General features: G+C 64.6%; 13 protein-coding genes and 2 pseudogenes. 13 read left to right on the top strand and 2 right to left on the bottom strand.

The annotated features are described in order from the left end of the window. The first annotated feature begins 121 nt into the window (after positions 1 to 121). From ccoN to ccoS, 8 genes and pseudogenes are all read left to right on the top strand, one after another. Complete coding sequence (gene ccoN / locus PE067_RS04935; protein WP_276188089.1) at positions 122 to 1741, top strand: cytochrome-c oxidase, cbb3-type subunit I; 1620 nt, start codon at positions 122 to 124, stop codon at positions 1739 to 1741. A 12-nt stretch (positions 1742 to 1753) separates the two neighbouring features. Next, the gene (gene ccoO / locus PE067_RS04930; protein ID WP_276188088.1) at positions 1754 to 2479 is read left to right on the top strand and encodes a cytochrome-c oxidase, cbb3-type subunit II; all 726 of its coding nucleotides are present in this window, start codon (positions 1754 to 1756) and stop codon (positions 2477 to 2479) included. A 13-nt stretch (positions 2480 to 2492) separates the two neighbouring features. Then, positions 2493 to 2681, top strand: coding sequence for a cbb3-type cytochrome c oxidase subunit 3 (locus PE067_RS04925; protein WP_276188087.1), 189 nt, complete (start codon positions 2493 to 2495; stop codon positions 2679 to 2681). Then, positions 2681 to 3730, top strand: a complete 1050-nt coding sequence (gene ccoP / locus PE067_RS04920) for a cytochrome-c oxidase, cbb3-type subunit III (RefSeq protein WP_276188086.1) — start codon at positions 2681 to 2683, stop codon at positions 3728 to 3730. The genes PE067_RS04925 and ccoP overlap by 1 nt, the downstream gene beginning before the upstream one ends. A gap of 298 nt (positions 3731 to 4028) precedes the next feature. Next, positions 4029 to 5485: pseudogene (ccoG, locus tag PE067_RS04915) on the top strand (cytochrome c oxidase accessory protein CcoG). 2 nt (positions 5486 to 5487) lie between these two features. After that, on the top strand, positions 5488 to 5952 hold the full coding sequence (locus tag PE067_RS04910; RefSeq protein ID WP_276188085.1) for a FixH family protein: 465 nt from the start codon (positions 5488 to 5490) through the stop codon (positions 5950 to 5952). Further along, entirely contained in the window at positions 5953 to 8166 is a 2214-nt protein-coding gene (locus PE067_RS04905; RefSeq protein ID WP_276188084.1) for a heavy metal translocating P-type ATPase, read from the top strand. Positions 8167 to 8183: 17 nt separating this feature from the next. Continuing rightward, positions 8184 to 8342: a cbb3-type cytochrome oxidase assembly protein CcoS gene (ccoS, locus tag PE067_RS04900; protein WP_276188083.1), complete on the top strand. Its 159-nt coding sequence runs from the start codon at positions 8184 to 8186 to the stop codon at positions 8340 to 8342. A gap of 107 nt (positions 8343 to 8449) precedes the next feature. Here the strand turns inward: ccoS and PE067_RS04895 are convergent, their stop codons facing one another. Next, positions 8450 to 10021 carry a serine hydrolase gene (locus PE067_RS04895; protein WP_276188302.1) on the bottom strand — a complete coding sequence of 524 codons (1572 nt, stop codon included), beginning with the start codon at positions 10019 to 10021 and terminating at the stop codon, positions 8450 to 8452. A gap of 361 nt (positions 10022 to 10382) precedes the next feature. Between PE067_RS04895 and clpS the strand changes: the two are divergent. From clpS to PE067_RS04875, 4 genes and pseudogenes are all read left to right on the top strand, one after another. Beyond that, positions 10383 to 10697: pseudogene (gene clpS / locus PE067_RS04890) on the top strand (ATP-dependent Clp protease adapter ClpS); the annotation flags it as partial. Between the two features lie 131 nt (positions 10698 to 10828). Then, entirely contained in the window at positions 10829 to 11059 is a 231-nt protein-coding gene (locus tag PE067_RS04885) for a hypothetical protein (protein WP_276188082.1), read from the top strand. 5 nt (positions 11060 to 11064) lie between these two features. Further along, positions 11065 to 11760, top strand: a complete 696-nt coding sequence (locus PE067_RS04880; RefSeq protein WP_276188301.1) for a methyltransferase — start codon at positions 11065 to 11067, stop codon at positions 11758 to 11760. Next, positions 11757 to 12566 carry an SDR family oxidoreductase gene (locus PE067_RS04875; RefSeq protein WP_276188081.1) on the top strand — a complete coding sequence of 270 codons (810 nt, stop codon included), beginning with the start codon at positions 11757 to 11759 and terminating at the stop codon, positions 12564 to 12566. Before PE067_RS04880 ends, PE067_RS04875 begins: the two co-directional genes overlap by 4 nt. A 7-nt stretch (positions 12567 to 12573) precedes the next feature. Here PE067_RS04875 and PE067_RS04870 read toward each other — a convergent pair whose 3' ends face one another. Next, on the bottom strand, positions 12574 to 12978 hold the full coding sequence (locus PE067_RS04870; protein WP_276188080.1) for a hypothetical protein: 405 nt from the start codon (positions 12976 to 12978) through the stop codon (positions 12574 to 12576). A gap of 100 nt (positions 12979 to 13078) precedes the next feature. Here PE067_RS04870 and hemF point away from each other — a divergent pair, with 100 nt between their 5' ends. After that, entirely contained in the window at positions 13079 to 13939 is an 861-nt protein-coding gene (gene hemF, locus PE067_RS04865) for an oxygen-dependent coproporphyrinogen oxidase (RefSeq protein WP_276188300.1), read from the top strand. Positions 13940 to 13942: the final 3 nt, after the last annotated feature.

Here is a 13942-nt window from a genome sequence, read left to right as displayed (position 1 = left end):
CCATCCTTGACCCAGATCAAGGCGCCGGGATGCGACCCGGCGGTAACTGCGCTGGTCGGAGCGGCGAAAGCCGTTTTGCGGCATTGCCGTATTCGACCTTGGACAAGAGGACTCAGAGCTCATGTGGGACACCATCAAGCTGATCGTGCTTGGCATCATCGCGGTCGGCGCCGCGATCGCCGCCAACTATGCCAGCGCGGACGATCTGGCCTATCAGGTCAACGCGCTGATCGTCATGTTGGTTGCGGCTGTCATGTTCATTCGCACGTTGCGCCAGACCGGGAACGAGCAGCCGCTGCCCGATCCGCATCCCGAAAATCAGTATATGGACGGCGTCGTCCGTGCGGGCGTGATCGCGACCGCTTTCTGGGGCGTGGTCGGCTTTCTGGTGGGCGTCGTCATCGCCTTTCAGCTTGCCTTTCCGGCGCTGAACCTCAGTGAGCTGATGCATGGCTATACCAATTTCGGCAAGCTGCGGCCGCTGCACACATCTGCGGTGATCTTTGCCTTTGGCGGCAATGCGCTGATCGCGACCTCGTTCTATGTCGTGCAGCGCACCAGCGCGGCGCGGCTGTGGGGCGGCAATACGGCGTGGTTCGTGTTCTGGGGCTATCAGCTTTTCATCGTGCTGGCCGCCACCGGCTATATCCTGGGCGCCACGCAATCCAAGGAATATGCGGAACCGGAATGGTATGTCGACCTGTGGCTGACGATTGTCTGGGTGGCTTACCTTGCGGTGTTCCTTGGCACGGTGATGAAGCGCCGCGAGCCTCACATCTATGTCGCGAACTGGTTCTACCTGTCGTTCATCGTGACGATCGCCATGCTGCATATCGTCAACAACCTGGCCGTCCCCGTCAGCGTCTTCGGGTCGAAATCGGTGCAACTGTTCGGCGGCGTTCAGGATGCGATGACGCAATGGTGGTATGGCCACAACGCCGTGGGCTTTTTCCTGACCGCCGGTTTCCTTGGGATGATGTATTACTTCATCCCCAAACAGGCCGAGCGTCCCGTCTATAGCTACAAGCTGTCGATCATCCACTTCTGGGCGCTGATCTTCATGTATATCTGGGCGGGTCCGCACCACCTGCATTATACCGCGCTGCCCGAATGGGCGACGACGCTTGGCATGGTGTTTTCGATCATGCTGTGGATGCCCAGCTGGGGCGGCATGATCAACGGTCTGATGACGCTATCGGGAGCATGGGACAAGCTGCGCACCGACCCGATCCTGCGCATGATGGTCGTGGCCGTCGGTTTCTACGGCATGGCGACCTTTGAAGGGCCGATGATGTCGATCAAGGCCGTCAACTCGCTGAGCCACTACACCGACTGGACTATCGGCCACGTTCATTCCGGCGCGCTTGGCTGGAACGGCATGATCACCTTTGGCGCGCTGTATTACCTGACGCCGCGCCTGTGGGGCCGTGACCGCCTGTATTCGCTGCAACTGGTCAGCTGGCATTTCTGGCTCGCGACCATCGGTCTGGTGCTTTACGCGGCCTCGATGTGGGTGTCCGGCATCATGGAAGGGCTGATGTGGCGCGAGGTCGACAGCCGGGGCTTCCTGGTCAACGCCTTCGCCGACACCGTGCAGGCCAAATTCGCGATGAACGTGGTCCGTGCGCTTGGTGGCGTGCTGTATCTGACCGGCGGGATCATCATGGCCTATAACCTCTGGGCCACCGTCGCCAAACAACCCAAGACGAGCGCGACCATCGTCGCCGTCCCGGCAGAATAAGGGAAACGGATCATGGCCATTCTTGAAAAGCACAAGATCCTTGAAAAGAACGCGACGCTGCTGCTGGTCTTTTCCTTCCTTGTCGTGACCATCGGCGGCATCGTCCAGATCGCGCCCCTGTTCTATCTGGAAAACACCATCGAGAAGGTGGAAGGGGTCCGCCCCTACACCCCGCTAGAGCTGAAGGGTCGCGATATCTACATCCGCGAAGGCTGCTATACCTGCCACAGCCAGATGATCCGTCCGATGCGTGACGAGGTCGAACGCTATGGCCATTACAGCCTTGCGGCGGAATCGATGTATGACCACCCGTTCCAATGGGGGTCGAAACGCACCGGGCCGGATCTGGCGCGGGTCGGCGGGCGCTATTCGGATGAATGGCATTTCGACCATCTGGTCGATCCGCAATCCGTCGTGCCGGAATCGATCATGCCGAAATACGGCTTTCTGGCGAACCGCATGATCGATCTGTCGCAGATGTCGCAGCGCCTGCACACCGACAGCCTGGTCGGCGTCCCCTATACCGAGGAGATGATCGCCGAGGCCCGTCAGGATTTCCGCGCGCAGGCCGATCCCGATCAGGACGCCTCGGGGCTGGAGGAACGCTACCCCGGCGCGCAGCAGCGCAACTTTGACCGCCGTGCCGGGATTTCGGAAATGGATGCGCTGATCGCCTATCTGCAAGTGCTTGGGACGATGGTCGATTTCTCGACCTTCCAGCCCGATCCGAACCGTTAAGGAGGGTGCTGACATGGAAACATACAGCCTGCTTCGCCAATTCGCGGATAGCTGGTTCCTGCTGGCCTGGGTGCTGTTCTTCGTGGGGGTCGGGGTCTTTGCGCTGCGACCCGGATCGCGGGCCATCCATCGCGATGCCGCCGAAAGCATCTTCCGCAACGAAACCCATCCGGCCCCCCGGCAGGACATGGAGAGAAAGTGATGTCCGGTAAAGACGACGAGCAAGCAAGCGCCGGCAATCCGGACAACCGGATCGCGCTTGAACGCCAGGCCGCCGATCGCGAACACATGGCCGATATCGCGGCGAACCCGCCGACCGATCCGCAGGGTCACGCCGTGACGCCGCCCGTGGATGTCGCCACCCGCGAAACCCGTGTGGTGCGCAACCGCAAGGGCCGGCGTCAGGTGGTCGAGGTCCCCTCGACCGGGCATGAATGGGACGGGATCCGCGAATATGACAACCCGCTGCCGCGCTGGTGGCTGTGGACCTTTTACGCCACGGTCGTCTGGTCGCTGGCCTATGTCATCGCCTATCCGGCCTTTCCGCTGGTCGACCGCGTGACGCAGGGCGTGCTGGGCTATTCGGTGCGCAATGACGTGGCGGCCGAAATCCAGCGCTTCAACGCGGCGAATGCCCCGGTGCAGGCCAAGCTGGTCGATACGCCGCTGACCGATATCGGGGCCGATCCCGAACTGGTCAACTATACCCAGAACGCGGGCGGCGCGGTGTTCCGGACATGGTGCGCGCAATGCCACGGTTCGGGGGCTGCGGGGGCGCTGGGCTATGCCAACCTGCTGGACAACGATTGGCTGTGGGGCGGCACGATCGACGATATCCACACGACGATCCGGCACGGCATCCGCGACCCGCTTGACGGCGATACGCGCTATTCGGAAATGCCGCGCTTCGGCACCGATGGCCTGCTGGATCGCGGCCAGATCGGTCAGGTCACGCAATATGTGCTGGCGCTGTCGGGCCAGAGCCATGATGCCGCAGCGGCGGCCGAAGGCGCCACCGTCTATGCCGACAACTGCGCGGCCTGCCATGCCGACGACGGCAGCGGCGACCGCGAACAGGGCGCGCCCGACCTGACGGATGCGATCTGGCTGTATGGCGGGGACGCTGCGACGATTTCGCGCATCATCGCAAGCGGTCCGTTCGGCGTGATGCCCGCATGGCAGGGGCGCCTGTCGGATGCCGATATCCGCGCCGTCGCAAGCTATGTCCACAGTCTGGGCGGCGGCGAATAGGCCCGCCGTCCTGACGAAACCACGGCATTCCGCGCGGTTCGCGCCACGCGGATAGGCACCGACCTCCTCCTGTTCGCGCGTTTCCTGGGGGTCGGTGCCGTTTTGATCCTGACGCAGCGGGCGGGCTGCCGTCCAGATGTTTCGGCCCGCAGGGGTCATCCCGCTGCCTCGCTGCGACAATCAGGCCCATGCCACGCGGCGGGCAAAAGGCCAAAGATCCGGGCTGCGTTTCTGATGCAGGTCAAGGTGGCGCCCGGCGAAGGGGTCCATAACGCCCCTGCGAACAAGGAGAGCCAGGATGTCATCGCAGCATGCCGAGCCGCCGCAATTGTATCAGGCCCGAGAGCCGATCTTTCCGCGCCGGGTCAAGGGCAGGTTCCGCAACCTCAAATGGGTGATCATGGCGATCACTCTGGGGATCTATTACATCACGCCGTGGATCCGGTGGGATCGCGGGCCGAATCTGCCTGATCAGGCGGTGCTGGTCGATCTGGCCAACCGCCGTTTCTTCTTTTTCTGGATCGAGATCTGGCCGCATGAATTCTATTTCATCGCGGGTCTCTTGATCATGGCGGGGCTGGGGCTGTTCCTGTTCAACTCGGCCTTTGCCGGGTCTGGTGCGGCTATACCTGCCCGCAGACCGTCTGGACCGATCTGTTCATCCTGACCGAAAGATGGGTCGAGGGCGACCGCAACGCTCGCCTGCGGCTGTGGAATGAAAAATACAGCCTGCGGAAACTGCGCCTGCGCCTGACCAAATGGCTGATCTGGCTGGTCATCGCGGCTTTGACCGGCGGGGCATGGGTGTTTTACTTCACCGACGCGCCGACGCTGCTGCGCGACCTCGTGACGCTGAACGCCCATCCCGTCGCCTGGTCCACCATCGCGATCATGACCGCCACGACTCTCGTCTTTGGCGGCTTCATGCGCGAACAGGTCTGCATCTATATGTGTCCCTGGCCGCGCATTCAGGCCGCGATGATGGACGAAAGCACCCTGACCGTCGCCTATCGCGACTGGCGCGGCGAGGAGCGCGGCAAGATCCACAAGGGCGAATTGACGCGCTCTGACGGCGGGACCAAGGGCGACTGCATCGACTGCATGGCCTGCGTCAACGTCTGCCCGATGGGCATTGACATCCGCGACGGCCAGCAGCTTGAATGCATCACCTGTGCGCTGTGCATCGACGCCTGCGACGAGGTCATGGCCAGGATCGGCAAGCCGCGCGGGCTGATCGACTATATGGCGCTGAGCGACGAAACCGTCGAACGCGCCGGCGGCAGGGCCCGCCCGATCATCAGTCATATCCTGCGCCCGCGCACGCTGGTCTATTTCGCGCTGTGGTCGGGTTTCGGCGTCGGGCTGCTGGTGCTTTTGCTGATGCGTTCGCCCTTTGACCTGAACGTGACGCCGGTGCGCAACCCGCAATTCGTCACCATGTCGGACGGTTCGATCCGCAATGCCTATGAAATCCGGCTGCGCAACAAGGATGGCAGCGATCAGCCCTTTGCCATCACCGCGACCGATGGCGCGGGCCAGCCGATCCCGGGCGCCGAACTGGTGCTGGAAGGTCATTCGGACAACACGCTGACCGTGCCCGCCGATGCCACGCAGATGCAGCGCATCTATCTGACCGCCCCCGCCGGTTCCGCCCTGGCGCAGCAGGGCAGGACCGACATCGACCTGTGGGTCGAAGGGCAGGGGCAGGGCATCCGCACCTCTGTCGGGACGGTTTTTCATGGAAAGGGAATGTGACGATGACACGCGAATTGACCGGAAAACACGTCCTGATGATCTGCCTTGCGGCTTTCGGCGTGATCATCGGGGTCAATGTGCTGATGGCCGTCAAGGCGGTATCGACCTTTCCGGGGCTGGAGGTGAAAAACAGCTATGTCGCCTCGCAGAGCTTCGACCGCGACCGCGCTGCGCAGGACGCGCTGCACTGGACGGTGACGCCGGAATATGACGGGCGGGTGCTGTCGCTGACCATCCGCGACGCGCAGGGCTATCCGGCGCGGCTGCAATCGCTGGCGGTGACGATCGGCAGGCCCACCCATGTCCGCGATGATCAGGAACTGAACCTGACCTATCAGGGCGGGATCTTTTCGACGCCCTTGCAACTCGCCCCCGGAGCCCGGATCATCCATCTTGCCGCCGTGGCCGAGGATGGCACCCTGTTCCGCCAGCGTATCGACCATTTCACCGGCGCAAGGGTCAGATAGATGAGCGACGCAACCGCCCAAGGCTTTGAGGATCAGGGATCTGATTCGCGGCTGTCGGCCTGCCCGGCCTGCGACGTGGCCCCCATCGCCATGCGGATCGCGCAGGAAAAGGCCCGCAAGGACGAGGTGATCCTGTCGCTGCCCGGCATCCATTGCGCGACCTGCATCACCGATATCGAACGCGCGCTGAACAACCATCCCGGCGTCGACAGCGCCCGCGTCAACCTGACCCTGCGCCGCGTCACCGTCAAAGCGCCCGGCCTTGGCGCCGATGACCTGATCCCGGTGGTCGAACGCGCGGGCTATGAGGCGTTGGAGCTGGACCCCTCGGCGCTCAGTTCGACTGCGGCGGATCGCAAGGGGCGCGATCTTCTGATGCGCACCGGGGTCGCCGGTTTCGCGATGATGAACGTCATGCTGCTGTCCGTCGCCGTCTGGTCGGGTGCCGAAGGCGCGACTCGCGACCTGTTCCACATGGTATCCGCGATGATCGCGCTGCCGACCATCGCCTTTGCGGGCCAGCCCTTTTTCGCCAATGCCCGGCGCGGGCTGCGCCATGGCAAGGTGGTGATGGATTTCCCGATCTCGCTGGCGCTGATCCTGGCCAGCGGCATGTCGCTGTATGAGACGATGAACTCGGGCCGCCACGCCTATTTCGACGGCGTCGTGACCCTGTGCTTTTTCCTGCTGATCGGGCGCTATCTGGATTACCGCACCCGCGCCGTCGCCCGTTCCGCCGCCGAGGAACTGACCGCGCTGGAGGTGCCGCGCGCCTTTCGCATCACCGACACGGGCGAAGAACTGGTGCCGGTCGCCGCGCTGGTACCGGGCGATCTGATCCGCATCCGGCCCGGTTCCCGCGTGCCTGCGGATGGCCGGATCACCAGCGGCGAAAGCGAAATCGACCGCTCGCTGCTGACGGGCGAAAGCCTGCCCGTGGTCGCCGCGCCCGGCACGATGCTGTCGGCGGGCGAGGTCAACCTGACCGGCCTGCTGACCGTCCGCGTGACCGCGGCCGGCCGCGACAGCTCGCTGGCGCAGCTGACCGAACTGGTGGCCAATGCCGAATCCGCGCGCGGCCGCTATACGACGCTGGCGCAGCAGGCCTCGGCGCTTTACACGCCCATCGTCCATATCGTCGCTTTCGGCAGTTTTCTGGGCTGGATGATTCATGCGGGCGATCTGCGCATGGCGGTGAATGTCGCGGCGGCGGTGCTGATCATCACCTGCCCCTGCGCCCTTGGTCTGGCCGTGCCCGCCGTGATGACCGCAGCCTCGGGGCGGCTGTTTCGCAAGGGGTTGCTGATCAAGGACGCGACCGCGCTGGAACGCCTGTCCGAGGTCGATACCGTAATCTTTGACAAGACCGGCACGCTGACCATGGGCACCCCGCAACTGGTCGATCCGGATGTGTTGCCGGTCGAACACCGCCCCGTCGCGCTGGCCCTGACCGAAGGTTCCTCGCATCCGTTGTCGCGGGCGCTGGCCCATGCGCTGGCCACGCAGGGCGTGACTGCCGTGACGCTGGAGCGCGTGACCGAGGTCCCCGGTCACGGGGTCGAGGGGCTGTGGCAGGGCCAGCCGGTCCGCATCGGTCGCGCCGACTGGATCGGTGCGGCGCCGGGGCAGGGGCGGGTGGCCTCGACCTGGCTGCGCATCGCGGATCTGCCCCCGATCCGGCTGGAGTTCGAGGATCGCATGCGCCCGGGCGCCGAGGAGGCCGTCGCTGGTCTGCGCCGCGCGGGTTGCCGGGTGATGCTGCTGTCGGGCGATACGCAGACGGCGGTCGCCGATATCGCCGGGCGCCTTGGCATCGCCGAATGGCGGGCCGGGGTCACGCCGGTCGACAAGGCCGAAGCCGTGACCGGACTGGGCGCACAGGGCGCGCGCATTCTGATGGTCGGTGACGGGCTGAACGATACGGCGGCACTGGCTGCGGCCCATGTCGCCATTTCTCCGGCATCGGCGCTGGATGCGGCGCGGGTCGCATCCGATATCGTGCTGATGGGCACCGACCTGCGTCCCGTCCCCGAGGCTTTGGCCGTGGCCCGTTCCGCCCGCAAGCGGATCAAGGAAAACTTCAATATCTCGTTCGGCTATAATATCTTTGCCGTGCCCATCGCGATCCTGGGATTTGCCACGCCGCTGATTGCGGCGCTGGCCATGTCGCTCAGTTCGATCTGCGTGACCCTGAACGCGCTGCGGCTGCGCTGAATATCGAAAGAGGGCCCATGTCCATCGTCGCCATCCTGATCCCGGTCACCTTGCTGCTTGGCGGCCTTGGCCTTGCGGCCTTCGTCTGGTCGCTGATGCGCCAGCAATACGAAGATCCCAAAGGCGATGCCGAACGGATTCTAAGCTCGGAATGGGACGACCACCCCAAGCCGTAAAGGCGGCTTCGCGGGGCCCATGCTGATGCGAAAGCTGCATCAGGAAACAGGACATGACAAAGGGCCGCAGATGCGGCCCTTTGTCATGATGCCTGTCCGCCCGATATTCAGGGGCGCAGGATATTACAGTTCATCTGACGGGCAACCAGCCGGTCGCAGGCCAGTTCCGCCGAGGCGCGGGTCAGGCCGACGAAATTCGCCTCGAACCCGCGATTGGTATTGGCCACGCGGCGCAGCGCGCTGTCCAGGGTGGCGCTTTCCTGCAGGGCGGTGCGCAGCAATATCTGCTCTGCCTCTTTTTGCGAGGTATAGCGGCCGATATTCACGCCCCAGTTCTTGCTGCCGCCATTGATCCGCGAGACGATTTCGGTTGCCTGCGGTTCCTGCTGCTCATCCGGGGCCATCGAGGCCAGGATGATCGTATCGGCCCGACGTGCGGGGGCGACGGCGGCGGTCCGGGTCAGAGCTTCGGGCGCCGCGGCATCGGCCTGCGGAAACAGCGATGCCGCATCGGCGGGCTGGACGTCGGCGGCCGAACTGATCTCGTCCACGCGACCGGCGCGGCGGGCGGGGCGGGCCGAACTGCTCAGCCCGGGGGCGGAGCTTGCCGCGTCACCTTCTTCGGGGCGGGCTTCCGGACGGGCTTCCATCGCCAGCGCCACGGCGGAATCCGTCGCCGATTTGGTCGCGACGACCGCCGGGGCATGGCCGGGTTTGCGGCTTGGGCGGGCGCTGGCCTGCAGGGCTGCGCCCCGCGCGGGGGCTGCGGCGGCAGCCGGGGCGGCCGGTTGCGCCGGCGCAAGGTTCGCCAGCGATGCCGAATTCGACCGCGCCGCCGGACGGGCCGAGGCTGCGATGCGGAAGTTTTGCGGTGCCCTGGTCGTTTCATTGCGGGCGACCTGCGTGCGGCGGACGCGGGTTTCGGCCATGTATTGCGGCGGCTCGGGTCTTATTTCCCGCACCCGTGTCGGGGCCTTGCCAAAGCCCGCATCCAGAAGTTGCGCCATGATCTGATTGCGATGTGCGGTCGATTGCCCGCCCATCACGGTCGCGATCAGCCGTTTGTTGCCACGCTGCGCCGAGGCGGTCAGGTTGAAGCCCGCGGCGCGGGTGTAGCCGGTCTTGATGCCATCCGCGCCTTCGTAGCTGTCCAGGAACCGCTTGTTCGTGCTGGCGACATTCGCGATCCCGGCATCCGCCGAGCGGCGCGAGAAGATGTTGTAATATTGGGGGAAATCATAAAACAGCCGACGGCCCAGAATGGACATGTCGCGCGCCGAGGAAAAATGCCCCTCGGTCGTCAGGCCATGGGCGTTGCGGAACTGGCTGTTGCGCATGCCAAGCGCCCGCGCCATCGAGGTCATCTGCTGGGCAAAGACCTGTTCCGACCCGCCGCCAAGCCCTTCGGCGATGGCGGTGGCGGCGTCATTGGCCGATTTCACGGCGGCGGCGCGGATCAGATAACGCAGTTCGATCCGCTGGCCGGGCTTCAGCCCAAGGCGCGACGGCGGCTGATTGGCCGCGTGCTGCGAGATCAGGATCTTGCTGTCCAGACGGATCTGGCCGCGTTCGACGGCGGTAAAGGCCAGATACAGGGTCATCATCTTGGTCAGCGAGGCCGGGTGCAGCCGCGTATCCGCATTCTGCGAATACAGGTCGCGTCCCGTCCGGGCGTCCATGACATAGGCTGCGAAAGGCGCTGCGCTTGCCGCGACCGGCAGGATGCACGCCAAAATGAAAAGTAGTCCTGCACGGACTCTGGTGCTGATTCTGCTCACTATCCCGGTCTCTTTTGCCTGTATCGGCCCGTCATGTTTGCGGGCTCTTTATTAATATTCCAATAATAGCACGGGTTTTTCCGCGCGGGAACCGTGGTTTTCACCATTTTTCCGGGAAATGGCCGAATTCTGCGAGCGCAGGGGCGGCGATCGGCGATGCGCCGCGCTCTCGGGGTCTTTCATCTTCGTCCGATCGGCATATATTCTGGGGTGACGAGATTTTCCGCAACACCGGACTGGCCTATTCGTGACTGAACCGTTCATGACCGACAACCCTGGCGACCGCGAGGACGTTGAACTCGTGGTCAAGACGCGGCCGCGCACGCAGCGGCCCCCGATGTACAAGGTCCTGCTTCTCAACGATGATTTCACGCCGATGGAATTCGTCGTCTATGTGCTGGAGCGGCTGTTCGGCATGACCTATGCGCAGGCGCATGAAATCATGCTGACCGTGCATCGCAGGGGCATCGCGGTGGTCGGCGTCTTTTCGCACGAGGTCGCGGAAACCAAGGTCGCGCAGGTCATGGAACTGGCCCGCCGACAGCAGCATCCGCTGCAATGCACCATGGAAAAAGAGCAAGGAAGAACGTGGCCGTTTCCCGTCTTCGACTGGCGCTGCAGGATGCGCCGCAACAAGGCCGCCTGCTGCTATGGGGGCCGTCGGCGCGCGATGATCTGGGCGGTTTCGACCCCGCGCAAACCCAGGTCGTGCAGGGGTTTTACCCCGACAACCGCCTGATCGCGGCGCGGGGCCTTGCCGTCGCCACAGCGCCCGAGGGGCGCTTTGACAATGCGGTGATCTTTGTCGCCCGCGCCCGTGCCGTCACCCATGCCCGCATCGCCGGGGCGGTGGCCCTGCTGCCCAGGGATGGCGCGTTCTGGGTCGATGGGCAAAGACCGACGGTGTCGATGCGATCCTGCGCGAGCTGCGCGGGTTGACCCAGGTGGACGAGGTCGATTCCCGCGCGCATGGCAAGATCTTTCGCGTCGCGGTCGCGGGCGGTGCATGGGTGCCGCAAAGCTGGCGGATGCAGGATATTCAGGCCGCGCCGGGCATGGTCACGCGTCCGGGCGTCTTTTCCGCCGATGGTCCGGATCCGGCCAGTCAGGCGCTGGCCGCGCTGCTGCCCGAAAAACTGCCCACCCGCATCGTCGAACTGGGCTGTGGCTGGGGCTGGCTGGGGGCGCGTATCCTGGAACATCCCGGCGTCGAGACCCTGCACATGGTCGAGGCGGATGCCGATGCGCTGGATTGCGCGCGGCGCAATGTCACCGACCCGCGCGCGCTGTTCCATTGGGCGGATGCGCTGGATTTCAGCCTGCCCGAACCGGTGAACGGCGTCATCATGAACCCGCCCTTTCACGAGGGGCGGGCCGCCGATCCGCGGCTTGGCGCGGGCTTCATCGCCGCCGCCGCGCGGCTTTTGACCGGGGCGGGGCGGCTGTGGATGGTCGCCAATCGCCACCTTCCCTATGAAGAGCCGCTGCGCGCCTCTTTTGCCGAAGTGGCCGAACTGGGCGGCGACACGCGTTTCAAGATCCTGACGGCCAGCGGTGCGGGACGGGGGGACGCGGGACGGGGTGGCGCCAGATCTGCGGGCCGCAGCACGGGGCGTAGCAGCACGGGGCGTAAAGGATGATCCATTCGATTCAGGGCAAGGTCGCGATCGTCACCGGCGCGGGCCGGGGGATCGGTCGCGCCATTGCCCGCCACTTCCACGAAGCGGGCGCCATCGTCATGTATGCCGACAGCGACGAGGCCGCGCTGCAGGTGGAGCTGGGCGATCTGCCGGCCAGTTCCGCCGGGCAGGTGCAAAGTTTCGCGGGCGATCTGGGGAAAAAGCTGACGCTGGCCAATCTGGTTTCGGCCACCATCGACGCCTTTGACCGCGTCGATATTCTGGTCAATGCCCATCGCAACGTGATGCAATGCGACCCGCTGTCCACCGATGAGGACCAGTTGGGCGAATTGATGCGTCAGAACATGGTCTCTGCGCTGCGGCTGTCGCAACTGGTCGCGAAACGCATGGTGGCGCAGGCCGAAACCGACCAGCCCGGCGTTCAGGCGGGGGCGATCGTCAATGTGACCTCGCTGGCGGCAGAGCGGCCGCAGCCCTGCAACCTCAGCTATTCCATCGCCTCGGCCGCGCTGGCGCAGGCGACGCGGTCGCTGGCGGTGGCCCTTGCGCCCAAACGGATCCGGGTGAACGGGCTGGCCTTTGCCAGCATCATGTCGAACAACCTGCAGAATATGCTGCGCGAGGATCCGGGGCTGCGCGACCGTCTGATTTCGGCGACGCCGCTTGGCCGGATCGCGGGGGCGGATGAGCTGGGGCCGGTGGCGGCCTTTCTGGCCGGCGAGGCCTCGGGCTTCATGACCGGGCAGATCCTGCGGGTCGATGGCGGGCGCAGCCTTGCCGATGGTGCGACACCCGCCGTTTTCTGAGCGGGCGCTATTCGGGATAGGCGGATTTGCAGGCGGAAACCGCCGATTGCGCCGATTTCGCCAAACTCGCCTTGCGGGCGGCCAGATTGTCGCGCTTGCGGGTTTCGGCGGCGGGGTCGATGGGAACGCGGAAACGTTCCGTCTCGATGACATTGCGCAGGCGAGGGCGGTAACCCATGGCGCGATTGCCGTTCTTGTCGCGGATGACATAGGGGCAGCTGTCCCATTCGGTGCCGGGGACGTTGCGCTCTTCCCAGGCATAGCCGCGGGCGATATTGCCCTCGACCTCGGCCAGCAGGCTGCTGACCGTGCGGTATTCACCGGTATTGCGGCGGATGCATTGTTCCTGCGGGGTGCCGCAGGCGGTCAGGATCAGCACCGGGATCAGGGCAAGGGTGATGTTGCGGGTCATGGATCAGGCCTTTACTGAAAGACGCGGCATCACTGTCATGCAATGGTGATGCCAAGACAAGCGGGAACAGGAAAAAGGAAGGCGCGCGATGGCTGGCACTCTGGATGATCGTGTGAAACGCGAACAGGCGGCGCTTTGGTTCCGTGCCCTGCGCGACCACATCGTCGCGGCCTTCGAGTCGCTGGAGGATCGTGGTCCCGGCGACAGTGCGCCGGGCCGGTTTCAGGTGACGCCGACCACCCGTCCCAACGATGGCGGCGGCGGCATCATGTCGCTGATGCGGCGCGGCCGGGTCTTTGAAAAGGTCGGCGTCAACTGGTCCGAGGTCCATGGCACGCTGGCCCCCGCCGCGCAGGCGTCCATGCGCGAACGCGGCATCCCCGGCGTGACCGAGGATCCGCGTTTCTGGGCCAGCGGCATCAGCCTTGTCGCCCATATGCAAAACCCCCATGCCCCTGCCGTCCACATGAACACGCGGATGTTCTGGACCCCCGGCGCATGGTGGTTCGGCGGCGGGGCTGACCTGAATCCGGCCATCGAATATGGCGAAGATACCGCGCATTTTCATGGCGTTCTGCGCGAATGCTGCGATGGATTCGAGGGTGGGTTGTATGATCGCTACAAGGCATGGGCGGACGAATATTTCCATATCCCGCATCGCAATCGCGCGCGCGGCGTCGGCGGCATCTTTTACGACGATCTGAATTCGGGCGACTGGTCGGCCGATTTCGCCTTTACCAAGGCCGTGGGCGAGGCGTTCCTGCCCGCCTTCCTGCCCTTGGCGGAAAAGCGCATGGCCCAGCCCTGGACTGATGCGGATCGCGAGGCGCAGCTGGTGCATCGCGGGCTTTATGCGGAATATAATCTGGTCTATGACCGCGGCACGAAATTCGGTCTGGCGACCGGCCATGACGCCAATGCTGTTCTGATGAGCCTGCCGCCGCTGGCGAAATGGGAATGACGT

Source organism: Paracoccus sp. DMF-8, from assembly GCF_029309835.1.
In the GTDB taxonomy this organism is placed as follows: domain Bacteria; phylum Pseudomonadota; class Alphaproteobacteria; order Rhodobacterales; family Rhodobacteraceae; genus Paracoccus.
Note: the sequence above shows the minus strand (reverse complement) of the source record. Positions and strands in the feature narration are given on the sequence as shown.